This window comes from Micromonospora sp. WMMD712 (assembly GCF_029581295.1).
Taxonomy (GTDB): Bacteria; Actinomycetota; Actinomycetes; order Mycobacteriales; family Micromonosporaceae; genus Micromonospora; species Micromonospora carbonacea.
This window is the reverse complement of record NZ_CP120743.1, coordinates 3,793,357-3,819,778: the sequence shown is the minus strand read 5'-3', so window position 1 is coordinate 3,819,778 and position 26,422 is coordinate 3,793,357. Positions and strand designations below refer to the sequence as shown.

25 protein-coding genes are annotated in these 26,422 nt (G+C 73.4%); 15 read left to right on the top strand and 10 right to left on the bottom strand.

All coding sequences use genetic code 11. The annotated features are described in order from the left end of the window. Positions 1-49: 49 nt before the first annotated feature. The 4 genes from hisC to hppD are packed head-to-tail and all read right to left on the bottom strand — an operon-like array spanning position 50 to position 4,166. On the bottom strand, positions 50-1,153 hold the full coding sequence (gene hisC / locus O7633_RS16395) for a histidinol-phosphate transaminase (RefSeq protein ID WP_282328393.1): 1,104 nt from the start codon (positions 1,151-1,153) through the stop codon (positions 50-52). Next, positions 1,150-2,262 (bottom strand): RDD family protein, encoded by a 1,113-nt coding sequence (locus tag O7633_RS16390; protein WP_282328392.1) that lies wholly within the window; start codon positions 2,260-2,262, stop codon positions 1,150-1,152. The genes hisC and O7633_RS16390 overlap by 4 nt, the downstream gene beginning before the upstream one ends. Beyond that, positions 2,259-2,939, bottom strand: coding sequence for an RDD family protein (locus O7633_RS16385; protein WP_282328391.1), 681 nt, complete (start codon positions 2,937-2,939; stop codon positions 2,259-2,261). Before O7633_RS16385 ends, O7633_RS16390 begins: the two co-directional genes overlap by 4 nt. Positions 2,940-2,960: 21 nt before the next feature. Continuing rightward, complete coding sequence (gene hppD, locus O7633_RS16380; protein ID WP_074472310.1) at positions 2,961-4,166, bottom strand: 4-hydroxyphenylpyruvate dioxygenase; 1,206 nt, start codon at positions 4,164-4,166, stop codon at positions 2,961-2,963. A 140-nt stretch (positions 4,167-4,306) separates the two neighbouring features. Between hppD and O7633_RS16375 the strand changes: the two genes are divergently transcribed. The 3 genes from O7633_RS16375 to O7633_RS16365 all read left to right on the top strand — a co-directional run bounded on the left by O7633_RS16375 (position 4,307) and on the right by O7633_RS16365 (position 8,166). Continuing rightward, positions 4,307-4,813 carry an Lrp/AsnC family transcriptional regulator gene (locus O7633_RS16375; protein ID WP_282328390.1) on the top strand — a complete coding sequence of 169 codons (507 nt, stop codon included), beginning with the start codon at positions 4,307-4,309 and terminating at the stop codon, positions 4,811-4,813. 135 nt (positions 4,814-4,948) lie between these two features. Continuing rightward, positions 4,949-6,373, top strand: coding sequence for a PQQ-binding-like beta-propeller repeat protein (locus O7633_RS16370; RefSeq protein ID WP_282328577.1), 1,425 nt, complete (start codon positions 4,949-4,951; stop codon positions 6,371-6,373). 125 nt (positions 6,374-6,498) lie between these two features. Next, positions 6,499-8,166 (top strand): fumarate hydratase, encoded by a 1,668-nt coding sequence (locus tag O7633_RS16365; protein ID WP_282328389.1) that lies wholly within the window; start codon positions 6,499-6,501, stop codon positions 8,164-8,166. Between the two features lie 190 nt (positions 8,167-8,356). Here O7633_RS16365 and O7633_RS16360 read toward each other — a convergent pair whose 3' ends face one another. Further along, positions 8,357-8,548, bottom strand: coding sequence for a hypothetical protein (locus O7633_RS16360; protein ID WP_282328388.1), 192 nt, complete (start codon positions 8,546-8,548; stop codon positions 8,357-8,359). A 227-nt stretch (positions 8,549-8,775) separates the two neighbouring features. Here O7633_RS16360 and O7633_RS16355 point away from each other — a divergent pair, with 227 nt between their 5' ends. The 3 genes from O7633_RS16355 (at position 8,776) to O7633_RS16345 (ending at position 9,951) form a co-directional block, all read left to right on the top strand. Beyond that, positions 8,776-9,039 carry a helix-turn-helix domain-containing protein gene (locus tag O7633_RS16355; RefSeq protein WP_282328387.1) on the top strand — a complete coding sequence of 88 codons (264 nt, stop codon included), beginning with the start codon at positions 8,776-8,778 and terminating at the stop codon, positions 9,037-9,039. A 373-nt stretch (positions 9,040-9,412) separates the two neighbouring features. Further along, entirely contained in the window at positions 9,413-9,712 is a 300-nt protein-coding gene (locus tag O7633_RS16350) for a type II toxin-antitoxin system Phd/YefM family antitoxin (RefSeq protein WP_176734164.1), read from the top strand. Further along, on the top strand, positions 9,709-9,951 hold the full coding sequence (locus tag O7633_RS16345; RefSeq protein ID WP_282328386.1) for a type II toxin-antitoxin system RelE/ParE family toxin: 243 nt from the start codon (positions 9,709-9,711) through the stop codon (positions 9,949-9,951). The genes O7633_RS16350 and O7633_RS16345 overlap by 4 nt, the downstream gene beginning before the upstream one ends. A gap of 102 nt (positions 9,952-10,053) precedes the next feature. Here O7633_RS16345 and O7633_RS16340 read toward each other — a convergent pair whose 3' ends face one another. Then, positions 10,054-12,411 carry a hypothetical protein gene (locus O7633_RS16340; RefSeq protein ID WP_282328385.1) on the bottom strand — a complete coding sequence of 786 codons (2,358 nt, stop codon included), beginning with the start codon at positions 12,409-12,411 and terminating at the stop codon, positions 10,054-10,056. 193 nt (positions 12,412-12,604) lie between these two features. Here O7633_RS16340 and O7633_RS16335 point away from each other — a divergent pair, with 193 nt between their 5' ends. The 4 genes from O7633_RS16335 (at position 12,605) to O7633_RS16320 (ending at position 15,498) form a co-directional block, all read left to right on the top strand. Continuing rightward, the gene (locus O7633_RS16335) at positions 12,605-14,014 is read left to right on the top strand and encodes a class II fumarate hydratase (RefSeq protein WP_282328384.1); all 1,410 of its coding nucleotides are present in this window, start codon (positions 12,605-12,607) and stop codon (positions 14,012-14,014) included. 193 nt (positions 14,015-14,207) lie between these two features. Next, a complete protein-coding gene (locus O7633_RS16330; RefSeq protein WP_282328383.1) occupies positions 14,208-14,390 on the top strand; it encodes a DUF397 domain-containing protein in 183 nt (60 codons plus the stop codon). Beyond that, on the top strand, positions 14,387-14,788 hold the full coding sequence (locus O7633_RS16325) for a pyridoxamine 5'-phosphate oxidase family protein (protein WP_282328382.1): 402 nt from the start codon (positions 14,387-14,389) through the stop codon (positions 14,786-14,788). The genes O7633_RS16330 and O7633_RS16325 overlap by 4 nt, the downstream gene beginning before the upstream one ends. A gap of 110 nt (positions 14,789-14,898) precedes the next feature. Further along, the gene (locus O7633_RS16320; RefSeq protein ID WP_282328381.1) at positions 14,899-15,498 is read left to right on the top strand and encodes a GNAT family N-acetyltransferase; all 600 of its coding nucleotides are present in this window, start codon (positions 14,899-14,901) and stop codon (positions 15,496-15,498) included. 96 nt (positions 15,499-15,594) lie between these two features. Here the strand turns inward: O7633_RS16320 and O7633_RS16315 are convergent, their stop codons facing one another. Next, positions 15,595-16,140: a CGNR zinc finger domain-containing protein gene (locus tag O7633_RS16315; protein ID WP_178066598.1), complete on the bottom strand. Its 546-nt coding sequence runs from the start codon at positions 16,138-16,140 to the stop codon at positions 15,595-15,597. A gap of 76 nt (positions 16,141-16,216) precedes the next feature. Here O7633_RS16315 and O7633_RS16310 point away from each other — a divergent pair, with 76 nt between their 5' ends. The 3 genes from O7633_RS16310 (at position 16,217) to O7633_RS16300 (ending at position 19,822) form a co-directional block, all read left to right on the top strand. Then, positions 16,217-17,188, top strand: a complete 972-nt coding sequence (locus tag O7633_RS16310) for a DMT family transporter (protein ID WP_282328380.1) — start codon at positions 16,217-16,219, stop codon at positions 17,186-17,188. A 74-nt stretch (positions 17,189-17,262) separates the two neighbouring features. Then, positions 17,263-17,961 (top strand): HAD family hydrolase, encoded by a 699-nt coding sequence (locus O7633_RS16305; RefSeq protein ID WP_074472325.1) that lies wholly within the window; start codon positions 17,263-17,265, stop codon positions 17,959-17,961. 184 nt (positions 17,962-18,145) lie between these two features. Further along, a complete protein-coding gene (locus O7633_RS16300) occupies positions 18,146-19,822 on the top strand; it encodes a S8 family serine peptidase (RefSeq protein ID WP_282328379.1) in 1,677 nt (558 codons plus the stop codon). A 244-nt stretch (positions 19,823-20,066) separates the two neighbouring features. On the opposite strand, the gene O7633_RS16295 is transcribed toward O7633_RS16300, so the two are convergent. Both O7633_RS16295 and O7633_RS16290 read right to left on the bottom strand, forming a co-directional pair. Beyond that, positions 20,067-21,251 (bottom strand): hypothetical protein, encoded by a 1,185-nt coding sequence (locus tag O7633_RS16295; protein WP_282328378.1) that lies wholly within the window; start codon positions 21,249-21,251, stop codon positions 20,067-20,069. 292 nt (positions 21,252-21,543) lie between these two features. Next, positions 21,544-22,155 (bottom strand): helix-turn-helix domain-containing protein, encoded by a 612-nt coding sequence (locus tag O7633_RS16290; protein WP_141723625.1) that lies wholly within the window; start codon positions 22,153-22,155, stop codon positions 21,544-21,546. A 229-nt stretch (positions 22,156-22,384) separates the two neighbouring features. On the opposite strand from O7633_RS16290, the gene cysS reads away from it, so the two are divergent. Then, positions 22,385-23,800, top strand: coding sequence for a cysteine--tRNA ligase (gene cysS / locus O7633_RS16285; protein ID WP_091277942.1), 1,416 nt, complete (start codon positions 22,385-22,387; stop codon positions 23,798-23,800). Next, complete coding sequence (rlmB, locus tag O7633_RS16280; protein ID WP_282328377.1) at positions 23,800-24,930, top strand: 23S rRNA (guanosine(2251)-2'-O)-methyltransferase RlmB; 1,131 nt, start codon at positions 23,800-23,802, stop codon at positions 24,928-24,930. Before cysS ends, rlmB begins: the two co-directional genes overlap by 1 nt. A 136-nt stretch (positions 24,931-25,066) precedes the next feature. On the opposite strand, the gene ugpC is transcribed toward rlmB, so the two are convergent. Further along, positions 25,067-26,158: a sn-glycerol-3-phosphate ABC transporter ATP-binding protein UgpC gene (gene ugpC, locus O7633_RS16275; protein WP_091277939.1), complete on the bottom strand. Its 1,092-nt coding sequence runs from the start codon at positions 26,156-26,158 to the stop codon at positions 25,067-25,069. Positions 26,159-26,422 lie beyond the last annotated feature (264 nt).

The following is a 26,422-nucleotide window of genomic DNA, read 5'->3' as shown; positions in this document are numbered from 1 at the left end:
CGGCCCACCGGCTGGGCGGACTCCGCGACCCGCGCCAGGGCCGGGCGGCTCAGGCCAGGGCGGACTCCGCGGCGGCGAGGAACGCGTCGTTCTCGGCGGGGGTGCCGATGGTGACCCGCACCCCGTCGCCCGGGAACGGCCGGACGATCACGCCGCGCGCCTCGCACGCCCTGCCGAACCCGACCGCCCGGTCGCCCAGCGGCAGCCACACGAAGTTGGCCTGGCTGGCCGGCACGTCCGGGACGAACTTGCGCAGCGCCTCGGTGACCCGGTCCCGCTCGGCGACGACCAGCGCGCAGCGCCGCTGCACCTCGTCGGCCTGCGCGAGGGCGGCGAGCGCCCCGGCCTGGGCGGCCATGCTGGTGGAGAACGGGGTGACCACCTTGCGCACGGCGGCGGCCACCTCGGGGGCGGCGACGAGGAAGCCGATCCGCAGGCCCGCCAGCCCCCACGCCTTCGACAGGGTGCGCAGCACGACCACGTTCGGCCGGTCGAGGTAGGTCAGGCCGTCCGGCACCTCGGCGTCGGTGACGAACTCCCGGTACGCCTCGTCGATGACCACCAGCACGTCCTCGCCGACGGCGTCGAGGAACCGGTCCAGCTCCGCCTTGCGTACGGCGGTGCCGGTCGGGTTGTTGGGGTTGCAGACCAGCACCATCCGGGTCCGGTCGGTCACCGCCGCGGCCATCGCGTCGAGGTCGTGCCCGTGCCCGGCGTCGTTGGGCACCCGCACGCTGGTCGCGCCGCTGGTCGCCGCGATGATCGGGTACGCCTCGAACGACCGCCACGAGTAGAGCAGCTCGTCGCCGGGCAGGCAGGTGGCCCGCACCAGGTGCTCGGCAAGCGCCACCGACCCGCAGCCCGTGGCGATCCGGTCGGGGTGCACCCCGTGCCGCTCGGCGAGCGCCTCGCGCAGCGCCACCACGCCCATGTCCGGGTAGCGGTGCGAGCCGGCGACCGCCTCGGCGACCGCCTCCACCACGCCGGGCAACGGCCCGTACGGCACCTCGTTGCTGGCCAGCTTGATCGCCTCCGGCAGGCCCAGCTCGCGGGCCAGGTCGGCGGGGCTGCGGCCGGGCACGTAGTTGGGCAGCGCGTCGAGGTCGGCGCGGGTCAGCCGCAGCGGCGGCTCGTGACGTCCGGTGTCGGTCATGGCTTGTCTCCCGAAGGGGTGGTGGGGGCGGCGGGGTCGTCGGCCGGCTCGGCGGGACCGCCGGACGGGGTGGTGGCGCGGGGCGGGAGCCGGACCACCACCGTCTGCGCGCGCTTGTCGTGCAGCGCCTGCCGCAGCGGGTGGTCGAACAGCGGCGAGAGGGCGTCGACGAGCTGGAGCAGCAGGCCGAAGCCGCAGCAGTACCAGAGCAGGGTGGGCAGGCCCAGCGTGCTCCACCGGCGCAGCGCCCGCCCGAAGCCGAGCGGCTGGTCGGCCTCGACCGGCACGGCCCGTACGCCGAGCAGCCGCTTGCCGAGGGTCTGCCCGTTGCCGGCCATCGCGGGCACCTCGTAGGCGAACCAGAGCGCGGTGGCGATGAGCAGGATGGCGACCTGGAGCCCGCCGGCCTGCTCGCCGGGCTGCGGCAGCCCGTCGGTGGAGGTGTCGCCGGCCATGCTCCGGCGCAGCACCTCGCGGAAGTACGGGGTGACCTCCTCGACGTACCGGTAGACGAACCAGCCGTTGACGACGGCGTTGAGCAGGAACACCGCGCCGAAGTCGATCAGCCGGGCGACGAACCGGGCACCGAAGGAGGCCAGCGGCAGCCCGTGCGGGCGGGGCAGGGGCGGACGCCCCGGCCACCCCGGGTACGCCCACCCCGGCGGGTACCCCTGCCCGGGCTGGCCGGGGAACGGGCCGTGCGGCGGGCCGCCGACGGGCCCCGGCTGCTGACCGGGATACGGCGGCTGCCCGGTGCCCGCCGGCTGGCCGGGCTGCCCGGGGAACGAAGGCTGGCCGGGCTGCCCGGGGAACGAAGGCTGGCCGGGCTGCCCGGGGAACGGGGGCTGGCCGTTCCCCGGCCAGCCGGGGAACGGGCCCGGGGCGGGCGGCGCGCCGGCCGGGCCGGGGGCGGGACCGGAGGTCGTGGGCGCGGCCGGACCGACCGGGCCGGGGGCGGGGCTGGCCGGGGCCGGGGGCTCGACCGGGGGCGGCCCCTCCGGCGGGGTGGCGTCGACCGGGATCGGCGCGCCGATCCAGCCCTCACCGTCCCAGTACCTCCTGGTGTCGGGGTCGGCGGGGTCGACGTACCAGCCTGGTTGCACGCTCACGGAGCAACCTTAACGACGACCGTCCCGGCGAACTTGTCGTGGAGGCACTGCTGCCAGGGCTTGTCCCCGAGCTGCCAGAACCCGTCGAGGTAGCTGAATCCGGGCACCACCGTGGCGGCGACGAACTGCACGAGGTAGCGCCGCCCGGCCATGGCGCGGTCGAGCGTCCGGGCCGGGTCGAGCGGGACGACCCGGAGCTTCATCACCTTCTTGCCCAGCGTCTGCCCGGAGCGGCACAGGTATTCGACGTGGTAGAGCCAGTAGAGCCCGAGCATCAGCACGACCAGCCCCAGCTCGGCCAGGAACAGCGGCAGGACGAAGTCGGTCAGGAACGACTTGGGGTGGGTGGCGAGGAACTGGTCGGCCGGGTCGGTCCGGGTGAAATCGTCGACCACGACGAACCAGACGTACATCATGACCGGCAGGAACAGCGTCACGACGAGCAGGCCGGCGACGGCGCTGTCGATCAGGAAGGCCAGCAGGCGGTCGCCGAAGCTGGCCAGCGGCTGCCCGCCGGGGCCGACCGGCGTCGGCGCGAAGCCGGGGCGCGGCGGCGGCCTCCAACCGGCCGGTGGTGGGTAGCCGGGGCGCGGCGGCACCCAACCGGCCGGTGGTGGGTAGCCGGCGGGCGGCTGCCCGCCGGCCGGCGGCGTCGGATACGTCGGAAGCTGGGTCACGCTCGACAGTGTCGCAGGTGGCTACAGGTTTCCCCGCTTCTCCTGCTCCCGCTCGATGGCCTCGAACAGGGCCTTGAAGTTGCCCTTGCCGAAGCCGAGCGAGCCGTGCCGCTCGATCAGCTCGAAGAAGACGGTCGGGCGGTCCTGCACCGGCTTGGTGAAGATCTGGAGCAGGTAGCCGTCCTCGTCCCGGTCGACCAGGATCTTGCGGGCCTTCAGCTCCTCGATCGGCACCCGCACCCGGCCGATCCGGGCGCGCAGCTCGGGGTCGTCGTAGTACGAGTCCGGGGTGTCCAGGAACTCGACGCCGGCCGCCCGCATCGCGTCGACGCTGGCCAGGATGTCGTTGGTGGCCACGGCGATGTGCTGGGCCCCCGGGCCCTGGTAGAACTCCAGGTACTCGTCGATCTGCGACTTCTTGCGGGCCACGGCCGGCTCGTTGAGCGGGAACTTGACCTTGCGGGTGCCGTTGGCCACGACCTTGCTCATCAGCGCCGAGTAGTCGGTGGCGATGTCGTCGCCGACGAACTCCGCCATGTTGGAGAAGCCCATCACCCGCTTGTAGAAGTCGACCCACTCGTCCATCCGGCCCAGCTCCACGTTGCCGACCACGTGGTCGACGGCCTGGAAGAAGCGCTTCGGCTGGAGGCCGGCGTCGATCATCGGCTGCCGGTCCACGATCGGGCCCCGGGCCACGAAGCCGGGCAGGAACGGCCCGGTGTAGCGGGACCGGTCGACCAGGGTGTGCCGGGTGTCGCCGTACGCGGCGATGGCCGCCATCCGCACGGTGCCGTGGGAGTCGCCGACGTCGTGCGGCTCGACCAGGCCGGTCGCGCCCTGGGCGACGGCGTGCGCGTACGCGGCGTCGACGTCGGGCACCTCCAGCGCGATGTCCGCCACGCCGTCGCTGTGCTTCGTCACGTGCTCGACGCCGGGGGCGTCGGGGCGCACCGCGCCGGTCAGCACGAACCGGGCCGAACCGCTGGTCAGCACGTACTCGGCGTGGTCGCGGAAGCCCTGCTCCGGCCCCCGGTACGCGACGCAGGTCATGCCGAACGCCGTCGAGTAGTAGTGCGCCGCCTGCTTGGCGTTGCCGACGATGAAGTGGACGTGGTCGAGCGCCTTCACCGGGAACGGGTCGTGGCTGATGTCGTGGTCGACGGCGCCGACGAGCCGGTCGACGTCGATCTCCTCGGTGGGCTGCGGTCGGTCGATCGCCTGGGTCATGGTGACCTCCCTCGCGTACCGGCCGGCCTGGTGGGCCGCCGTGGGTGGGTTCGTCCTGCGAGCATCGCCGGACGCCGACCGGGTGGGCAACAGTTGCGCTGATTCCTGGTCAGGTTGCGCATTCGGTATGGTCGTCACCCGTGACCGCTGTGCAGGATGTCCAGCTCGACGAGCTGGACGCGCGACTGATCGAACTCTTCGCCGAGGAGCCCCGGATCGGGGTGCTGGAGTGCTCCCGGCGGCTCGGGGTGGCCCGGGGCACCGTCCAGGCCCGCCTCGACAAGCTCGTCGACCGGGGGGTGATCGGCGGCTTCGGGCCGGACATCTCCCCGGCCGCGATCGGCTTCGCGGTGACCAGCTTCGTCACCCTGGAGATCAGCCAGCGGCTCGGGCACGACCCGGTGACCGCCCACCTCGCGGCGATCCCCGAGGTGCTGGAGGCGCACACCATCACCGGCTCCAGCGACCTGCTCTGCCGGATCGTCGCCCGCTCCAACGCCGACCTCCAGCGGGTGATCGACCAGATCGTGGCGTACGAGGGGATCCGGCGGGCGTCGACGATCATCGCGCTCGCCCAGCAGATCCCGTACCGGACGCTCCCCCTGGTCCGCTCCGCCGCCGGGGGAGAAGGAAGGGCCCCTTCCTAACGCCTTTTGTAGAGGAAGGGCCCCCTTTTAACACGCCGGTCACCGAGAAAGCGCCGCGACACGGCCGCACCGGCGCTCGGGGCGGCGGTGATCGTCGTTACCGTGTCCGGTGTGGCGAAGGTGGGCGGCCTCAGGATGCGTGGCTGGTTCCTGCTCGGCCTCGTCACGGTGGTCGTCCTCGCCGTGGCCGGGGTGTGGAACCCGTGGCCGGGCGTGTGGGACTGGGTCGACCGCAGCGAGCCGATCTCCGAGCCCGACGTCATCTGGCAGCAGCGCGTCGGCGGCACCCCGAAGAGCGTCACCATCGCCGGCGACACCGTGATCGTCGAGCAACGTACCCGGGTCGAGGCGCGCAGCCTCGCCACCGGCGCGCAGCTGTGGGACCGCAAGGCCGACTGGGCCGCCGTGGCCGGCGGGGACCGCGACCCCGTCGTCGCCGTGGGCAAGCTCCTGGTCAAGGGGTACGAGGTGCTCGACCCCACCACCGGCGCGACCCGCCGCCGCGACGGCGACGCGGTGGCCGTGTGGACGTACCGGAACCTGCTGCTCGACGCCCACTGCGTCGAGGCGACCGACTGCACGCTCAGCGCCTGGGACCCGCGCGGCACCGCGCCCCTGTGGACGGCGTTCCTGCCCGGCGTCAGCACCGGCCTCTTCGCCGACAACCCCGACCTGCTCGGCACCCGCCGGCTCACCGCCAACCGGATCGACGCCGGGGCGGCCGGGCCGGAGCCGGTCCCGCCGCTGCTCGGCTTCCCCGTCGACGGCCGGGTGCACGTGGTGGACACCGCCACCGGCCGGGTGCTCCAGAACGTCGAGCCCGGCCGCGACGAGCGGCTCGCCGTGGTCGGCGGCCGGATGCTGCGGATCAGCGCGGTCGGCCGGGACGGCGCGTGCGCGTTCACCCTCACCGCGCACGACCCGACCACGGGCAAGCAGGTGTGGCGGCGCACCGGGATCAACCTGCGCACCGCCGACAGCGCGGGCTGCGTGCAGCGGGAGGACCCGCAGGGCGCGCGGAACGTGCTGATCGGCGTGGCCCCCGACGGCCGAGAGGCGGTCATCGACGGGTACGACGGGCGGCTGCTCCAGGTCAACGACGAGGGGCAGAAGCTGATCGCCGTGGACGACCGGTACGCGCTGCTGCGCACCGCCGACAAGCGCTCCATCGTCGCCCGGGAGCTGGGCGCGGACCGCACCCGGTGGACCCGGGCGACCGGCGAGAAGAACGGCGCGACGCTCACCCCGTACGCGGCGGTGCTCACGCAGGAGAAGCCGAACCGGCTGATCGCGCTGGACCCGCGTACCGGAAAGGAGCTGTTGGTGCTGCGGACCTCGGCCAACGCCCTGGCCGTGGGCCCGGCGGGCATGGTCATCGGCGAGGGCCGCGAGATCGGGTACGTCCGCTTCGGCGCGGGCGGCAGCGGGACCGCGCCCGGCGGCGACGCCGGTGTGCCCGGCCCCGGCGGCAGCGGCGGCGACCCCGGCGGCGACGCGCCGGGCGGCGACGACGGGCCGGCCGACGAGGACCGCTGCGGCCCGAAGCGGGAGCTGTGCTGAGCGCCCGGCGGGCGTGGCGCTGAGCGCGGCCCGGCGGGGTCGCCGAGAGCGGTGCTGAGAGCGAGGTCCCTTCAGGCCCCCGTCGGGTGCGAGCGATCGACCGGTCTGCCCTAGGCTTTCCGCTCATGAGCAGTGCCGCCGCGTTCTCCTACGCTCCCTTGCTGCCGACCGGTCCCGACCAGACCGAGTATCGCCTGGTCACCGACGAGGGTGTCGACGTCGTCAACGGTCCGGGCGGACGCCGGTTCCTCACCGTGGAGCCGGCCGCGCTGACCGCGCTGACCGCCGAGGCGATGCACGACATCGCCCACTTCCTGCGCCCCGCCCACCTGGCCCAGCTCCGGGCGATCATCGACGACCCGGCGGCCTCGCCGAACGACCGGTTCGTCGCGCTGGACCTGCTGCGCAACGCGAACATCGCGGCCGGCGGGGTGCTGCCGATGTGCCAGGACACCGGCACCGCGATCGTGATGGGCAAGCGCGGCCGGCACGTGCTCACCGACGGCGGCGACGCCGAGGCGATCTCCCGGGGCGTCTACCAGGCGTACACGCGGCTCAACCTGCGCTACTCGCAGCTCGCCCCGCTGACGATGTGGGAGGAGCGCAACACCGGCAGCAACCTGCCGGCGCAGGTGGAGCTCTACGCCGAGGACCCGGACGGGCACCCCGACGCGTACAAGTTCCTGTTCATGGCCAAGGGCGGCGGGTCGGCCAACAAGTCGTACCTCTACCAGGAGACCAAGGCGCTGCTGAACCCGACGCGGATGATGCAGTTCCTGGAGGAGAAGCTGCGGCTGATCGGCACCGCCGCCTGCCCGCCGTACCACCTGGCGATCGTCATCGGCGGCACCAGCGCCGAGTACGCCCTCAAGACCGCGAAGTACGCCTCCGCGAAGTACCTGGACGCCCTCCCGACGCAGGGCTCGATGACCGCGCACGGCTTTCGCGACCTGGAGCTGGAGGCGGAGGTGCTGGAGCTGACCCGCAACTTCGGCATCGGGGCGCAGTTCGGCGGGCGCTACTTCTGCCACGACGTGCGGGTCGTCCGGCTGCCCCGGCACGGCGCGTCCTGCCCGGTGGCGATCGCCGTGTCCTGCTCCGCCGACCGGCAGGCCGTCGCCAAGATCACCCCGTCGGGCGTGTGGCTGGAGCGCCTCGAGACCGACCCGGCGCGTTACCTGCCCGACGTCACCGACGAGACCCTCGACGCCTCCGACGTGGTGCGGGTCGACCTGAACCGGCCGATGGACGAGATTCGGGCCGAGCTGTCGAAGTACCCGGTGAAGACCCGGCTGTCGCTGACCGGCCCGCTCGTCGTCGCCCGGGACATCGCGCACGCCAAGATCGCCGAGCGGCTCGACGCGGGCGAGCCGATGCCGCAGTACCTGCGCGACCACGCCGTCTACTACGCCGGCCCGGCCAAGACCCCCGAGGGGTACGCCTCCGGCTCGTTCGGCCCGACCACCGCCGGCCGGATGGACGCGTACGTGGAGAAGTTCCAGGCGGCCGGCGGCTCGATGGTGATGCTCGCCAAGGGCAACCGGTCCGCCCAGGTGACCCGCTCCTGCCAGCAGCACGGCGGCTTCTATCTCGGCTCCATCGGCGGCCCCGCCGCCCGCCTCGCCCAGGACTGCATCCGGCACGTCGAGGTCCTCGAATACGCGGAGCTGGGCATGGAGGCGGTCTGGAAGATCGAGGTGGAGGACTTCCCCGCGTTCATCGTGGTGGACGACAAGGGCAACGACTTCTTCGCCGAGGTCACCAAGCCGGTCCTCACCGTAGGCCGCCGCTGACGTCCTGCCACGGCAGCGCCCCGCTGCTCTCGCCGATCTTGCACTTTGGGCCCCCTGGATGGGCGCTTCGCCTCTTTTGTCGGGGCCGTAACTGCAAGATCGCGGAAGTGGGTGAGTAGGCGGGGCGGGGGTCAGGTTTGGGCGGAGCCCTCGGCGGGGTGCCGAGGGCTCCGCGTGCCGGGGGTTCGGGTCAGGTCAGGCGGTCGTGCGACTCGTACTCGTACAGGGCCGTCGTGCCCTCCCCGCGATCCTGGTCGGAGAGGGTCAGCCGCTTCGCGGGGACCATGACGCGCTGCCCCGTCGCGGCGCTGCCGGCGTCGAACCACACCTCCACCGTGTTCCCAGCCGGTAGCTTCCGCGGGCCGATCGCCAGGATCGTCATCAGGCGCGCCTTCCGGTGCGGGGCGGCTGGAGGCGGTCAGGGAAACTGTTCATCGGGTCGGACCTCCCATGTCCGATCAAGGCCCCCGGTTGGCGCTACCACGCCTGCCGGGGGCTGCTTGCAATGTCCCACCACGATAGGTGCCAGGAGGCCACCTGTAAATCTTTGAGGTGGCCACTAATATGTGCCGCCAGGTGGGGCATGCTGTACGTGTCAGAGTTGGCCGCGTGGCGGGCGACCTTGAGGCAGCGTCGGAGGCGTACCGAGCTGCGCTCCAGCGGGTGCAGGATGGGCTCGCGGAAGTCGCCTCGGCCCGTGCCGACGTGCCAAAGGTGCGCGAGCGGCTGGCCACCGCGATCGTGACGGCGTACCGGGATGGTCAGCGGGTTGGCGAGATCGCCCGCGTCGCGGGCTACGGCCGTGAACAAGTCCGGCGAATCTTGCGAGCCGCCGGTGTGGAGCCCGGCGATACCGGGTCCGTTGACGCTTGAGCGTCTACGGGTGAGCAGCGGTTCCGGTTCTCGACGTGACTCCTGGCGCCCGCGAAGATGAAGCCATGACTGCGAGGATCGACGCGATGTCGCCGGTTCCGCGATACCGGCAACTCGCCGCGATCCTGCGGAAGGCGATCGACGCCGGCGAGTGTCGGCCGGGGAGCCGGCTCCCGTCCGAGAAGATGTTGACCCAGACGTACGGGGTGGCGCGCGAGACGGCCTCCAAGGCAATGGACGCGCTGGCGGCCGAAGGGCTGGCCGTCGTGGTTCCAGGCGTGGGGTGGCATGTCCCACCCGAGGGTCCCGGCGAACCTGACGCTTAGTTGAGGTGAAGGCGCGTAAGGCGGTACCGCATGGTACGGTTTGGTGCATGATGAAGATTACCCTGCGGGAGTTCCGCGATGGCGCAGGCCGAGTGCTGGACGGGGTCGAGCGCACCGGAGAGCCGGTCATCATCACCAAATACGAGCGGCCCGTGGCCGTGTTGCTCGGAATCGACGAGTGGGAGGAGATCGAGGCGTTCCGGGACCGCAGGGACTCGGCGGTGATCGCTCGTTCTCGTGCCGAGGGTCAGTTCGTGCCGCTGTCGGCGGCTCTGGAGTCGCTCGGGGTTGATCCCCGCGAGGTGGAAGCGCTGTTGGCCGACCGGGCCGGCGGTGCGGCAGCGTGAAGGTTCAGATCGACCGGGATGTGTTGGTCTGGCTGCACAAGCAGCCGCGCAACGTGTTCCTGACCGTCCTGAGCGCGATCCTCGGCCTGGTCTCCGACCCAATGCCGCAGAGCTCGACCGAGATGCGCGATGGGTCCGGGCGTCGGTTGCGGGTCGGGGACTACCGGGTCCTCTACCGCCTCGACGGCGACGAGTTGACCGTCCACGACGTCGGGCATCGCAAGGACGTCTACTCGTAAGCACGCAGCTCCGGCGGCCTTGTCCGGTGCCACGGCTGACCACCCGGAACGCGGAAGGGGCGCCGGGCGTGAGCCCGACACCCCTTCGGCGTACGGCGTGGGTCAGCTCGGGTCGATGAAGATGTTGTAGTACGCCGGGCCGGAGACGATCCCCGCCGCCGTGCGGCTGCGCACGGTCAGGCTGTGCCCGTACGGCGAGTCCGCCGCCCAGCTCACCCGGGCCGTGCCATCCGCGCCGGCCGCCACGGTGGCCTCCGCCCCGTCGTCGAACGAGTAGACGAACTCCGTGGTGCCCGGCAACTGGGCGGTGAACACGAAGTCGCCCGTCTGCCCGACGACGGCGCCGCCCTGCCAGCCGAACACGTCCGAGGTGACCAGCGGGCTCTGCGGGTCGACCCGGAACGAGTAGTACTGCGCGTCCGTGGTCACCCCGGCGGCCGTGCGCGCCCGTACCCGCAGCTCGACCCAGCCGCCGTACTCGTTGTCGTACGCCGACGGCGTCCACTCGACGGTGGCGGTGCCGTCCGCGTCCGCCGCCACGGTCCGCTCCGGCTCGCCCCGGAACTGGTAGACGTACGAGGTGACGCCGGTGACCGAGGCGTGCGGGGCGAAGGTGAAGACGCCCGGCACGCCCGGCCCGCCGCCGGTCGTGTTCTGCGGATACGCCCCGGACGCCACGGTCGGCGCGACCGAGGCGGGGTAGAACGCCAGGCCGGTCGGCTCGGACTCCACCCCGGCGCTGGTCCGGCTGAACACCTCGATCGTGTGGTACCCGGCGTCGGCCGGCGTGTACGACACGGTCGCCCTGCCGTCCGCACCGGCCCGGACGGTCCGCTCCTCGCCGCGGCCGAACGTGTAGACGTACTCGGTGACGTCGGCCATCGCGGGGGCGAACGTGAAGCTGCCCTCGGTGCCGGCCGGCGCGCCCGGCGTCCCGTCGAACGGCCAGTCCTCCGAGGTGACGAACGGCGCGGTGCGCACGGAGAACGGGTAGCCGGCGTCGCCGGAGAACACCCCGTCGCGGGTGCGGCTGCGCACGTGCAGCGTGTTGTCGACCGCCGTCGGGGTGACGGTCACCGTGGCCGCCCCGGCGGCGTCCGCCGCCACGGTCCGCTCGGTGCCGCCATTGAGCGACCACACGTACTCGACCACGTCCGTCATGTTCGGCGCGAACGTGAACTCGCGCGGCTGCCCGAGCCAGCCGTCGGGGTTGCCGTCGGTGACCGTCGGCGCGGTGTTGCGCACCCAGAACTCGTACCGGGTCTGCTCCGAGCGGTTGCCCGCGCGGTCCACGGCCTGCACGTTGAGCCAGTCCGGGCCGTACTCGTCGGGGGCGTAGCTGACCGTGACGGTGCCGCCGGGGCCGGCGGCGGCGTAGGTGGTGAGGCCGGCGCGGCCGTACCAGAATCCGACGACATCGTCGGCGGCGCTGGTGAAGGTGAAGTCACCGGCGATCCCCGGGCCGCCGTGGCCGGGGAAGCCCCGGTCGGACGGGTAGTCGGTGGAAACCACCGTGGGCGCGGGCGGGCGGGTCGTGTCGACGGTGAAGCGGCACTCCGGCGACCAGGCGGAGGTGGCGCGCTCGTCGGCGGCGCGGACCGCGAAGGCGTACGTGCCGCCGTCGACCAGCAGGCCGCCGGGCACCGTGTACTGGACCGTGGCCGGGGTGTACCAGGCGGACGAGGTCCACTCGGTCCGCTCGGCGGGGCGGTCCACCGGCCACCAGGCGAAGGTGGCCTGCACCCGGTCCCCGGCGGACGACTCCAGCCTGTCCGGGTCGGTCACCTCGGCGGTGAGGACCGGCGTGGTGGTGCCGACCAGCAGCCCGTCCGCGCAGGCCCGGCCCGCGACGGTCAGCTTGCCCGGCACGTCGGGCGCGGAGTTGGCCTCCAGCGAGACGCCGGGCTTCTTCACCCGCCGCCCGAAGTGCTTGTTGCTCTCGTGGGGGGCGGCGATGCGGGCCATCAGGGTGAGCGAGTCGTGCCCGGCGGCGACGGCCTGCCGGAACACCTCGGTGACGCCCAGCTCCAGGTAGCCGGCCGGGCAGGGCGCGGTGGGACCGACGTCGCCGACCTTCTCGCGTACGGCGGGCGCGGTGTTCCAGGTGGGCGCGGCGGCCGGGGTGTCGGTCCGCCACAGCTCCAGCCTGCGCGGCTTCGTGCAGTCGGCGACCGTCGACTCCCCGGTGACGACCTGGGCAGTGATGATCTCCTTGCCCTGGTAAGGCGTGAGGTCGAAGGTGAAGTAGGCGCGTGTGGTGTGCGTCGCCCCGTCGGCCTGCCACGTGCCGACGGGCACGTCGGCGGCGGTGGTGGGGAAGGCGAGAGCGGGCTGCCGGGCGTCGGTGTAGCTGACGCTGGTGGGCAGGACGTACTGGGTCACGCCGGCGTTGGCCGGCGCGGCGGTGCCGGCCAGCGCGCCGGAGGCGGCGAGCAGGCCGGCGAGGCCGATGGTGGTCACGCGGCGCGGTGTGCGCCGCGGGCGTCCGGGACGAACGCCGGTGGAACCCCCGTTGAGCTGCAAGTGAGGCCCTTTCATGGAAGGCAACGATTCCATGATCTTAATTACGTGACTGTCTTCGCGTCGTCGGGTTTCTGGCGGCCCGGCCGCCGGAGCGGACGATCATCTGCGGGCCGGCGACGGCCGGGGCAGGATGGTATGCGTGACGACTCCAGAGGCAGCGGGCTACCGGATCGAACGCGACTCGATGGGCGAGGTGGAGGTGCCCGCCGAGGCGCTGTGGCGGGCGCAGACCCAGCGCGCGGTGCAGAACTTCCCGATCTCCGGCCGGGGCATCGAGCCGGCGCAGATCAAGGCCCTGGCCCAGATCAAGGGCGCGGCGGCGCAGGTCAACGGCGAGCTGGGCGTGATCGACGCGGAGGTGGCCGCCGCGATCGCGACCGCCGCCGCGCACGTGGCCGACGGCGGCTACGACGACCAGTTCCCCATCGACGTGTTCCAGACCGGCTCGGGCACCTCGTCCAACATGAACACCAACGAGGTCGTCGCCACCCTGGCCAGCCGCGAGCTGGGCCGGGACGTGCACCCGAACGACGACGTCAACGCCTCGCAGTCCAGCAACGACGTCTTCCCGTCGTCCATCCACCTGGCGGCGACGCAGTTCGTCGTCGAGGACCTGATCCCGTCCCTGGCGCACCTCGCCGGGGCGTTGGAGACCAAGTCGGCCGAGTTCGAGACCGTGGTCAAGGCGGGCCGCACCCACCTCATGGACGCCACGCCCGTCACCCTCGGCCAGGAGTTCGGCGGGTACGCCGCCCAGGTCCGCTACGGCGTCGAGCGGCTGGAGGCGACGCTGCCCCGGCTGGCCGAGCTGCCGCTGGGCGGCACCGCCGTCGGCACGGGGATCAACACCCCGCTCGGCTTCGCGGCGGCCGTGATCGCCAAGCTGCGCGAGTCCACCGGGCTGCCCCTGACCGAGGCACGTGACCACTTCGAGGCGCAGGGCGCGCGGGACGCGCTGGTGGAGACGTCCGGGCAGCTCCGCACCATCGCGGTCGGCCTCTACAAAATCGCCAACGACATCCGGTGGATGGGCTCCGGCCCCCGCGCCGGCCTGCGCGAGCTGCGCATCCCCGACCTCCAGCCCGGCTCGTCGATCATGCCGGGCAAGGTGAACCCGGTCGTCGCCGAGGCCGTGCGGCAGGTCTGCGCCCAGGTGATCGGCAACGACGCGGCGGTGGCGTTCGCCGGCTCGCAGGGCGACTTCGAGCTGAACGTGATGCTGCCGGTGATGGCCCGCAACCTGCTGGAGTCCATCAAGCTGCTGGCCGCGTCGAGCCGCCTGCTCGCCGACCGCTGCGTGGCCGGCCTGGTCGCGAACGCGGACGTCTGTCTCGCGTACGCCGAGGGCTCGCCGTCGATCGTCACCCCCCTCAACCGCCACCTCGGATACGACGAGGCCGCCTCGATCGCCAAGGAGGCGCTGGCCAAGGAGATGGCGATCCGGGACGTGGTGATCGCCCGGGGGCACGTGGCCAACGGCAAGCTCACCGCCGAACAGCTCGACGAGGCCCTCGACCTGCTCCGCATGACCCACCCCTGACCCCCGTCCACGGAGTCACGCCCTGCCCGTGCCGGTGTCGTCGGCGGGTCGGCTCGCTGGTGGCGCGAGGGTCGGGTCAGGAGCTGGGCCGGCGCGAGGAGCTGTCGCGGCTCCGGCAGGTGTGGAAGGTTACCCTCGGCGCGGCGTTGCCCCCGCAGGGGTCGATCGATCGGTTGAGGGAAGTGGCGGAGTCATGGAGTTGATGGGTGCCCACTGGCGGAGAAGCAGCCGCAGCGGGTCGAACGACAAGTGTGTGGAGGTGGCGACGGATCTTCCCGGGGTGGTCGGGGTGCGGGACAGCAGGGACCCTTCGGGGCCGGTGCCGGCCGTCGACGTGCACGCGTGGCGGGCCTTCGTCGCGGCGCTCCCGCAGTGATCGGCCGCCCGGCACCCGGGCCGGAGGTCCTGGACCGCCTCGCCCGGGAGCGGATCGTCTGGCTGTGCACGGTGCGGCCGGACGGTTCGCCGCACGTCACGCCGGTCTGGTTCCTGTTCCGCGACGACGAGTGGTGCATCTGGACGCAGGAGCGGAACCGCAAGGTCCGTAACATCGTCGCCGATCCCCGCGTGTCGCTGGCGCTGCCCGACGGCAAGTTCCCGGTCGTCGCCGAGGGCGCGGCCGTGATCGTGCGCGAGCCGTTCCCCGGGTGGGCCGCCGACGAGTTCCGCCGCAAGTACGACTGGGACGTCACCGCCCCGGCCGGGTCCGCCGGGGACAACGTCCTGATCCGGGTCGCCGTCACGCGCTGGCTGATGGCCGGCAGCGCCTCGTGACCGCCGGCCCGGCCGGTCCGGCTGGTTGATCGACTTCATGTCGGGCAGGTGGCGGTATCCCGGTCGCCGGATACCGCCACCTGCCCGACATGATCTTCAGGGTGAAGGGGATGACGGGTGTGACGGGGGTCGACGGGTCCGGGGCAGTCCTGCTGGAGACGGGGCGGCTACGGCTGCGCCGGTTCACGGGGGGCGACGCCGACGCCCTGACGGAGCTGGACTCGGACCCGGAGGTCATGCGCTACCTGACCGGTGGTCGGCCCACCCCGGCCGACGTGGTCCGGGGCGAGCTGCTGCCCCGCCTCCTGGCCGGGTACGACCGCCACCCCGGGCTGGGCCGCTGGGCCGCCGTGGACCGGGCGACGGGGACGTTCCTCGGCTGGTTCGCCCTGGACGCCCCGGCGGGGGCGCAACCGGTGACGCAGGCCGAGTTGGGGTACCGGCTGCGGCGGGCGGCGTGGGGGCACGGCCTGGCCACCGAGGGGTCCCGTGCCCTGCTCCGGCACGCGTTCGCCACGGTCGGCCTGGCCCGGGTGTGGGCGCAGACGATGGCGGTCAACACGGCCTCCCGCCGGGTGATGGAGAAGGCCGGACTGCGGTACGTGCGCACGTTCCACCTCGACTGGGACGACCCGATCGAGGGAACCGAGCACGGCGAGGTCGAGTACGAGCTGCTCCGCGCGGAGTGGGCGGCGCGCGAGGCGGGTTGATCGACGTCGTGTCGGGCAGGTGGCGGTATCCGGCGGCCGGGATACCGCCACCTGCCCGGCATGATGTTCAGACCAGCCGGTGCCGAGCGCCCCGGATCAGGGCCGGGCGGCGGCCCGCCGGGCCCGGTAGGCGGTGACCGCCGCCCGGTTGCCGCACCCGGCGTCGCAGTACCGGCGGGACCGGTTCTTGGACAGGTCGACCAGCACGTTGTCGCAGTCGGGGTGGTCGCACCGGCGCAGCCGGCTCAGCTCGTCGCCGCGTACCAGGTCGGCGAGGGCCATCGCGGCCTCGACGGCCATCCGGGTGGCCAGCGGCGCGTCCCTGGGCACGGCGTGCAGGTGGTACGGCTCGTCGTCGTGGCGGATGAGCTGCGGCAGGGCCCCGGCGTCGCGTAGCAGCTCGTTGACGGTGGCGACGACCTCGTCGGTGTCGGCGTACCAGATCCGGCGCAGCCGGGGGCGCAGGTCCCGGACGGCCCGCAGCTCCGCCTCGGTGCGCTCGTGCCGGCCGGTCCAGCCGTGCGCGGTGAGGAACGCGTCCAGGGCCGCCACGTCGGGCAGCGCCTCGCCGTGGCTGCCCCCGGTGTTGACCAGTGCGGCGGCGGCGATCAGCGCGGGCTCGGTGTCATGGGCGAAAAGCAACTTGACTCCTGTCGGCCGATCGATCTAGCGTCACGAGCATAAAGCTACTTTACTCATGACGTACCGAGGAGAGTCGATGCGCGAACGACCCGCCGGCATCGGTCTCGGCCTGGCGCTGCTGTCGGCCGTCACCTTCGCCACCTCGGGCACCTTCGCCCGGTCGCTGATCGAGGCCGGGTGGTCCGCGGAGGCCGTGGTGATCGCCCGGGTCGGCAGCGCCGCCGCCGTCCTCGCGGTGCCTGCGGCGCTGGCCCTGCGCGGCCGGTGGGACGTGCTGCGCCGCAACCTCGTCTCCGTGGGCGCGTTCGGGCTGCTCGCCGTCGCCCTCGCCCAGGCGTGCTTCTTCAACGCCGTGCGCTACCTCCCGGTCGGGGTGGCGCTGCTGCTGGAATACCTCGGCATCGTCCTCGTGGTCGGCTGGACGTGGGCGGTCCACGGGCAGCGCCCGCGCCGGCTCACCGTGGCCGGGTCGGTGGCCGCCCTCGCCGGCCTCCCCGCCGTGCTGGACGTGACCGGCGGGGCCCGCCTCGACCCGGCCGGCGTGCTCTGGGGACTGGGCGCGGCCGTCGGCCTCGCCGGCTACTTCGTGATCGCCGGGCGGATCGACGACGGCCTGCCGTCGGTGACGATGGCCAGCGCCGGCATGGGCGTCGGCGCGGCGGCACTGCTCGTGCTCGGCCTCGCCGGGGCGCTGCCGCTGCGGGCCACCTTCGGCGAGGTGACCTTCGCGGGGCAGCGCACGAGCTGGCTGGTGCCCATCGTCGGCCTGTCGCTGGTCGCGGCGGTCGTCGCGTACCTGACCGGGATCGCGGCGGCCCGGATCCTCGGGGCCCGGCTGTCGTCGTTCGTCGGGCTGACCGAGGTGATGTTCGCGGTGCTCGTCGCCTGGCTGGTGCTGGGCGAACTGCCGACCGTGGTGCAACTGCTCGGCGGCGTCCTGATCGTCGCCGGGGTCGCCCTGGTCCGGGTCGACGAGCTGCGCGAGGCGCGGGCCGTCGACCGGTCGCCCGCCCGCCCCGCCGAGCCCGCCCTCGCGGCCGAGGCATGACCACCGGCAGTCGTGACCGCCCGCGAACAGGGCCGACGTGGCCCGCGAGCCGCTGCGGTGGCACCCTTGCCGGCATGCTGACCCACGTCGTGTTCGACGCCGACGAGACCCTGCTCGACCTGCGCCCGGCGGTCACCGGCGGGCTGGTGGCCGTACTCGAGGAGATGCGGCGGCTGACCCCGGCGGCGGCCGAGGTCACCCTCGCGGACCTGGAGTCGGACTGGGGCGCGGTCTTCGGGGCGCTGAGCGCCGCGCCGGTCAACGAGATCCGGCGGGCCGCGCTGGCCCGGTCGCTGGCCCGGGCCGGCCTCGACGCGCACCTCGACGACCTCGCGGCGCTCTTCTTCGCCCGGCGCTTCGCGCTCACCCGGCCGTTCCCCGACGCGCTGCCCGCGCTCGCCGCCCTGCGCCCGCGCTACACCCTGGGCTACGCCACCAACGGCAACAGCCGCGCCGAACGCTGCGGGCTCACCGGCGAGTTCACCTTCGAGGTGTACGCGCACGAGAACGGACTGCCGAAGAAGCCCGCCCCCGAGTTCTTCGCCGCCGTGGTCGAGGCCGCCGGGGTGCCCCCGCGCCAGATCGTGTACGTCGGCGACTCGCCGAGCCACGACGTCGTCGCCCCCCTGCGGGCGGGGATGCGGGCGGTGTGGCTCAACCGGGGCGGGCGGCCCCGCCCGGAGGGCGTGCCCGCCGACGCGGAGGTGTCGACGCTGGCCGACCTGCCGGACGTGCTCGACCGGTTCGCCCAGGTCGAACTGAGCGGCACGTAGGCCGCCGGGCCGGGCGGTTGGCTCGGCGGGTGGCTGGGCCCGCAGCGCCGACCGGCCCGCCGGCGCCGGATGACAGCCGGCCGACGAAAGCCTGATTGCCGTGTAATACGGACTCCCATCTAGCGGAACGTGCCCCGGTGGTATGGGATGGCTGCCACGTCCCTCAACGAGAGGATCTGATGTGGTGAGCAAGCGCTTCACCGCCGGTGCCGTCGCAACCGCAACGGCGTTGGCACTCACGGTGACCGGCGTGGTGGGCCCGGCGAATGCCGAGCCGACCGTGACCCGGGAGTTCACCGTCGTGGCGGAGTCCGGCGTCTCCGCCGACGCGGCGGTCGCCGCGATCCGGGCCGCCGGTGGCACGGTCGTGTCCCGCACCGACGAGGTCGGCCTGTTCCAGGTCACCAGCGACCGGGCCGACTTCGCCAGCCGGGCCGCCGCGAACGCCGCCCTGCTCGGCGCGGCCGAGAAGAAGGCCATCGGCCGCAAGCCGAAGCTCGACCGGGTCGAGCAGGAGAACCTCCTCGCCCAGGCCAAGGCCAAGGCGAAGCCGAAGGGCGCGCCCGCCAAGCGGGGCGCGAAGCTGGACCCCCTGGACGACAAGCTCTGGGGCCTCGGCATGATCCGGGCCGACAAGGCCCGCAAGGTGGAGCCGGGCGACCGCCGGGTCACCGTCGGCATCCTCGACACCGGCGTCGACGCCAGCAACCCCGACCTGGCGGCGAACTTCAGCTGGTCGCTGTCGCGCAACTTCGCCCCCGACATCCCCGAGGTCGACGGCGAGTGCGAGGTGGCGAGCTGCCTCGACCCGGTCGGCACCGACGACGGCGGGCACGGCACGCACGTCGCCGGGACGATCGGCGCCGCCGCCGACGGCTTCGGCCTCTCCGGCGTCGCCCCGAACGTGACCCTGGTCGAGCTCAAGGGCGGCCAGGACTCCGGCTACTTCTTCCTCGACCCGGTCGTCAACGCCCTCGTGCACGCCGGCAAGGTCGGCCTGGACGTGGTCAACATGTCGTTCTACGTCGACCCGTGGCTCTACAACTGCACGGCCAACCCGGCCGACTCGCCCGAGTCGCAGGCCGAGCAGCGGGCGATCATCGAGGCCATGACGCGGGCGCTCAACTACGCGCACCGCAAGGGCGTCACCCTGGTCGGCTCGCTCGGCAACAACCACGAGGACCTGGGCGCCCCGCGCACCGACTTCTCCAGCCCCGACTACGGCGCCGACCCGTACGAGCGGCCGATCGACAACGCCAGCTGCTGGGACCTCCCGGTGGAGGGCCCGCACGTGATCGGCGTCTCCGCGGTCGGCCCGTCGGGCAAGAAGTCCGACTACTCCAACTACGGCACCGAGCAGATCTCCGTCGCCGCCCCGGGTGGCTGGTTCCGTGACGGGTACGGCACCGACACCTACCGCCTCGACTCCAACATGATCCTCTCCACGTACCCGAAGCACGTCCTCCAGGAGGAGGGCTCCGTCGACGAGAACGGCAACATCGTCGCCGGCTTCGAGGAGTCGGTCTTCAAGGAGTGCAAGGCCAACGGCGACTGCGGCTACTACACCTACCTCCAGGGGACCTCGATGGCGTCGCCGCACGTCAGCGGCGTCGCCGCGCTGATCGTCAGCAAGTACGGCAAGAAGGTCAAGGGCGGTCTGGGCATGGACCCGGCCAAGGTGGAGCGGCAGCTCTACCGCACCGCCGCCGAGCACGCCTGCCCGGAGCCCCGGCTCCAGAGCTACGCCAACGAGGACCGGCCGGCCGAGTTCGACGCCTACTGCGCCGGCAGCTCGACGTTCAACGGCTTCTACGGCCACGGCATCATCGACGCGTACGCCGCGGTGACGACCCGCATGTGACATCGCGGATCCTCTCCGGCGGGGCCCGGGCGACCACGGTCGCCCGGGCCCTCGCGCGTTTCCGGCTGCGGGCTTGGCTGTCGTCGCTCGTTTTGCGCCATGTCGGCGACATGGCGGGGTCCAGGGCCCTGCGATGGCGCGATGTCGCCGACATGGCGGCGCAACCCCCGGTCCCGACTCGCCGCGCCCCGGCCCAGGCCCAGGCCCAGGCCCGTTTGGGGCCAGGCCGCCGGGTTGGGGCGGGTCATCGCCGCCAGCCTCGGGACACCAGGGCGGCGCGCACCTCGCGGACCACCGCCGGGAAGTCCCGGTGGAGGCGGCGGCTGGTCACGTGCAGCACGACCCAGCCCGCCCCGACGAGGTGGTTGAGCCGCTGGCGGTCGCGGTGCAGCTGCTCGGCGTCGGCGTGCCAGTGCCCGTCGTACTCGACGGCGACCCGGAAGGCCGGCCAGGCCAGGTCGGGGTGCAGGACCAGGCCCGACGCCAGCCGAACCGGGTGCTGGGTCACCGGGCGGGGCAGGCCGGCGAGCACCAGCCGGAGTCGCAGCTGTGACTCCGGTGGCGACTGCGCGCCGCCGTCGGCGAGCCCGAACACCCAGCGGGCGCGTCGCCCGCCCGGCCGGTCGGCGTTGTGCCCGGCGACCGCCGTCAGGTCCTCCACGGTGACCAGCCCTCGACCGAGCAGGCTGTCGACGATCGTCACCGCCCGGAGCGGCTCCAGCCACACGGCCGTCTCCCAGGCGGCCTGGGCCGGCTGCGTCCAGCGCAGGGCCCCGGCACCGGCGGCCGTCCCGTCGATGATGCCCAACCCGACGGCGGCCCGGTTGGCGGTGCCCGGTTCGGCGGCGGTCCTGTCGACGGAGGCCAAGTCGGCGGCGGTCCCGTCGACGATGCCCAGCCCGGCGGCGGTCCTCTCGACGGCTCCCTGACCGGCGGTGGCGGGACCGAAGGCCGGGTCTGCGGCGGCTCCCGCCGCACCCGTCCGGCTGCCGGCTGGGTGGTCGTCGAGTGTCCGGTCGTCGGGTGTCCGGCCGCCGCCCGCCCCGGTGGCCGGGCCGCCACCCACCGGCAGGAGCGCCGGGGCAGCGCCGAGAGTGTGCACCCGGATGCCGTGCTGTGAGTCGATCCGGGCCGACCGGGGGACGAGCACGTGCACGTCGTCGGTGAACGAGGCGGCGTGCTCGACGCCGAGCAGGTAGGCCGCCGAGGGGCCGGCGAGCACCGCCTCGGGCGGCAGCCGCAGCACGGCGGCGCGGCAGGTGAGGCCGTGGTCCCGGTGGAGCCGGGCGTCGGCGTACACGTCCTGCCGCAGGCGCAGCCAGGACGCGCCGCGGAGCTGGTGCCGGCTGAGCAGCCCGAGCCGGACGGCCTCCGAGCCGCGGAAGACCTGCCGGGCCAGGGCGGTGGGGCGGGAAGGTTGTGGGGGCATGTCGACCAGCGTCACCGTCCGGGCACGCCCCGCGACACCCCTGTGGACAACCGGCCACCCCGTCGACGCCCGCCCTGTGGATAACCGGCCCAACCGCCCCCGGATGTGCTAGCGGGGACACGATGTCGGCCAAGTGGGGGTGTCCGGCGGCGGGGATACCGCCATGTCGCCGACCTGCCGGGCCCAACCGGCCCGTCGGCCCGACCCACCAGCCGGGCCCAACCGGCCGCGGCCAGCCGGCCCCACCGGACCAGCCCAGCCGGCCCCACCAGCCCAGCCCGGCCGGCCGGCGTCAGGGGGCGAGGGCCGCGGTGATCGCCGTCGCCGCCGCGAGCACCTGCTCGCCGACTGACTCCGGGTCCAGCGGGGCCAGCGCCACCACGCCGACGCTCGCCTCCAGCCCCGGCACGCCGAGCACCGGCGCGGCCACGCCGTACGCCCCGGGCTGCAACTCGCCGCTGGTGCTCACCGGGCCGGCGGAGCCGGCACGGGCAGCGAGGATGGCCCGCCCGGCCGCCCCCCGCTCCAGCGGATGCCGTGTGCCCGTCCGGTACGCCACGTGCAGCGACGTCCAGCTCGGCTCCACCACCGCCAGGGCGACCCCCTCGCCGCCCTCGACGACGGTGAGGTGGGCGGTCGCGCCGGCCTGCTCGGCGAGCCGCCGCAGGGCGGGCAACGCCCCCTCGGCGAGCAGCGGCTGGGCCCGCCTGGCCAGGTGCAGCACGCCCGCGCCGAGGCGCAGCCGCCCGTCACCGTCGCGGCGCACCATGCCGTGCCCGCTGAGCGCGCCGACCAGCCGGTAGACGGCCGCCCGGCCGATGCCGAGCCGGTTGGCCGCCTCGGTGACGGTCAGCCCGCCCGGCGCGTCGGCGACCAGGTGCAGCAGCCGCAGCCCCCGGTCCAGCGTCTGGGCTGTCTCACCACCGCGCTCACCACCGCGCTCACCACCGCGCTCACCACCGCGCTCACCACCGCGCGTGCCGTCGTCGGTCCGGGTCGTCGTGCGCTCCTGCCGCGCCGCCTCATCCACGAGGGGCAGCGTACGACCCGGCACGGGACGAACCGGGAACGCGGGGCGCCGGACGACCCGGCGCGGGGCGAACCGGCAACGTGTGGACGGCTACCCTGGAGCCGTGACGCTACGCCTGTATGACACCGCCACCCGATCGGTGCGGGACTTCGTCCCGCGGGAAGCCGGCAAGGTGGGGGTCTACCTGTGTGGTCTCACGCTCCAGGGTCCCCCGCACATCGGCCACCTCCGCTCCGGCGTCAACTACGACGTGCTGCGCCGCTGGCTGCTGGCCAGGGGCTTCGAGGTGCGGTTCATCCGCAACCTGACCGACATCGACGACAAGATCCTGGTGAAGGCCTGCGAGCAGGACCGCCCGTTCTGGTCGATCGCGTACGCCAACGAGCGGGCGCTGACCGCCGCCTACCGGTCGCTGAACGTGCTGCCGCCGACGTACGAGCCGCGGGCCACCGGGCACATCCCCGAGATGCACGAGCTGATCGCGAAGCTGATCGACACCGGGCACGCCTACCCGGCCACCGACGGCTCGGGCGACGTCTACTTCGACGTGGCGTCCTGGCCGGCCTACGGCGCGCTGTCCGGGCAGTCGCCCGACGCGATGCAGGCCGCCGACGACGCGCCGGAGCGGGGCAAGCGCGACCCGCGCGACTTCGCCCTGTGGAAGGGCGCGAAGCCCGACGAGCCGGCCGACGCCTACTGGCCGTCGCCGTGGGGGCGGGGGCGGCCCGGCTGGCACATCGAGTGCTCGGCGATGTGCTGGCGCTACCTGGGCGAGGAGTTCGACATCCACGGCGGCGGGCTCGACCTGACCTTCCCGCACCACGAGAACGAGATCGCCCAGTCGCAGGCGGCCGGCCTGCCGTTCGCCCGCTACTGGGTGCACCACGGGCTGCTCGGCATCGGCGGGGCGAAGATGGGCAAGTCGCTCGGCAACGCCCTCGACCTGGCGTACGTCGCCTCGCTCGGGGTGCGCCCGATCGAGCTGCGCTACTACTACGCGGCGGCGCACTACCGGTCGCACATCGACTACACCGAGGACTCGCTGCGCGAGTGGGCCAGCGGCTTCCGGCGGATCGAGGGGTTCGTCCAGCGGGCCGCCGAGCGGGTCGGCCCCGGCGGGCTCGGCGAGCTGCCGGCCGGCTTCGTCGCCGCGATGGACGACGACCTGAACACCTCGGCCGCGCTCGCGGTGCTCCAGGAGGTGCTCCGGGAGGGCAACACCGCCCTGGCGACCGGCGACGATGTGACCGTCCGCACGGCGCTCGGCTCCGCGCGGGCGATGCTGGATATCCTCGGGATCGACCCCCTCGACGAGGCCTGGACCGGCGGCGGCCGCGTGGACGACCTGCGCGGCGTGGTCGACTCACTGGTCGCGCTGGCCCTGGAACAGCGCGCGCAGGCCCGCAGCCGCAAGGACTGGGCGGCCGCGGACGCCGTCCGCGACCAGCTCAAGCTGGCCGGCGTGGTGGTCGAGGACACCCCCCAGGGCCCCCGTTGGACTATTGGAGAGCAGGACTGATGGCCGGCAACTCGCAGCGCCGTGGCCGGCGACTGACGTCGAAGGCGGGCGCCCCCAAGGGCTCCGGCGGCAAGAACAAGGACGCCCTCGCGGGCCGGGGCAAGACCCTGCCCGCCGACGAGCGTCCCTGGCACAAGGCCTACTCGGGCACCGAGAAGCTGCCCCAGCGCACCGCCTGGAAGCAGGACAAGGAGCGCCGGGCGGCGGCCGAGGAGGGGCGTACCCCGAAGGTCGGCAAGCCGGGCACCAAGGACACCACCTGGGGCCGGGGCGGCGGCCGGGGGGTGCCGACCCTGCGGGGCGGCGCCGGCGGCCGGGGCGGCAAGCCGGCCGGTCGCAGCGGGCCCCGGGTCGCGCCGGGCCGCAAGTCCAACCCGGCGAAGGACAGCCCGGAGCTGCTGGTCGGGCGCAACCCGGTGCTGGAGTCGCTGCGCGCCCAGGTGCCGGCCACCGCGCTCTACACGGCCCACGGCATCGAGATCGACGACCGGATCACCGAGATCGTCCGCACCGCCGCCGACCGGGGCATCGCCATCCTGGAGGTCAGCCGGGCCGAGCTGGACCGGATGACCGGCGGCGTGCTGCACCAGGGCATCGGCCTCCAGGTGCCGCCGTTCGCGTACGAGCCGTTCGAGGACCTGGTGGCCGCCGCGCTGGAGCAGACGGCCCCGCTGCTGGTGGCCCTCGACGGGGTCACCGACCCGCGCAACCTCGGCGCGGTGATCCGGTCCGCCGCCGCGTTCGGCGCGCAGGGCGTGTTCGTGCCGGAGCGGCGGGCCGCCGGGATCACGGCGACCGCCTGGCGCACCAGCGCGGGCGCGGCGGCGCGGGTGCCCGTCGCCCAGGTCACCAACCTGACCCGGTCGCTCAAGGCGTGCCAGGAGGCCGGGTTCATGGTCGTCGGCCTGGACGCCGACGGCGACACCGACCTCTACGACCTGGAGGTCGCCGTCGGTCCGCTGGTCGTGGTCGTCGGCTCCGAGGGGCGCGGGCTGTCCCGGCTGGTCGGCGAGACCTGCGACCTGACGGTCAGCATCCCGATGGTCTCCGAGGTGGAGTCGCTCAACGCCAGCGTCGCCGCGGCGGTCACCCTCGCCGAGGTGGCCCGCCGCCGGGCCGCGGGGTCCTGACCCCCCACCACATCCGTCCGCCACGCCGGGCCGTCCCCTGACCCAGGGGGCGGCCCGCCGTGCGTCCGGCTGCGGCGGGCGTACGCGAAGGGGGCGGCCCGCCACCCGGCGGACCGCCCCCTCTGGTGCTGCTGCGTCAGATCCGCTTGCCGGTGGCGGCGTTGAAGACGTGGGTGCGGCCGGCGCGCGGCTTGACGAACACGGTGTCGCCCATGTTCGGCATGGTGCGCCGGTCGGTGCGGACCACGAACCGCTCGTTGTGGCCCTCCAGCGCGGCGTGGCCGTAGACGTTCGCGTCGGAGCCCAGGTCCTCGACCAGCTCGACCACGACGGGCATGCCGCCCTCGGTCGGGCTGACCAGGTCGCAGTCCTCCGGGCGGAACCCGACGGTGACCTTGTTGTTGCCGCCCTCGGCGCGGGCCGCCTCGGCCTGCTCGCGGGTCAGCGGGATGTTCATCTCGGCGAACGCCGCGCCCCGCTCGCTGAACGGCACGGTCTTGATGTTCATGGCGGGGGAGCCCATGAAGCCCGCGACGAAGACGTTGGCCGGGGTGTCGTAGAGCGCCCGGGGGGTGTCAACCTGCTGGAGGACGCCGTCGAGCATGACCGCCACCCGGTGACCCATGGTCATGGCCTCGACCTGGTCGTGGGTGACGTAGACGGTGGTGATGCCGAGCTTCGCCTGGAGCGACGCGATCTGGGTACGGGTCTGCACCCGGAGCTTGGCGTCGAGGTTCGACAGCGGCTCGTCCATGAGGAAGACCTGCGGCTCGCGGACGATCGCCCGGCCCATCGCGACCCGCTGGCGCTGACCGCCGGAGAGGGCCTTCGGCTTGCGGCTGAGGTATTCCTCCAGCTGGAGCAGCCCGGCCGCCTCCTTGACCCGCCGGTCGATCTCGTCCTTGGGGGTCTTGCGCAGCTTGAGCGCGAACGCCATGTTCTCGTACACCGACATGTGCGGGTAGAGGGCGTAGTTCTGGAAGACCATCGCGATGTCGCGGGCCTTCGGCGGCAGGTGGGTGACGTCGCGGTCGTCGATGTAGATCGCGCCGTCGTCGACGTCCTCCAGGCCGGCGAGCATGCGCAGGCTGGTGGACTTGCCGCAACCGGAGGGGCCGACCAGGACCAGGAACTCGCCGTCCCCGATCTGGAGGTCGAGCTGGTTCACTGCGGGACGCTCGGTGCCCGCGTAGATGCGGGACGCCTTCGCGTAGGTGACCGTGGCCATGCTGGAGCGCTTCCTTTCACCGGCAGGAACGTGCCGGACGATCCGAGTGAAGGAGCGACCGGCGTCGTGTGACGCCGGCCATCGGGCGACACGCCGGGCAGTCGGGGACCGCCGGAAGTGTCATCCGTGTCACTGCACGGTAAACGGCTTTTCGTAACCTGCCAAGACATGAAGCATCGGGTGCGACGGACGGCATACACATTCCGGTCAGTCGGGCACAGCCGGGCATCAATCTCCGCACCGTTACGGCGGGCCGGCGACGAA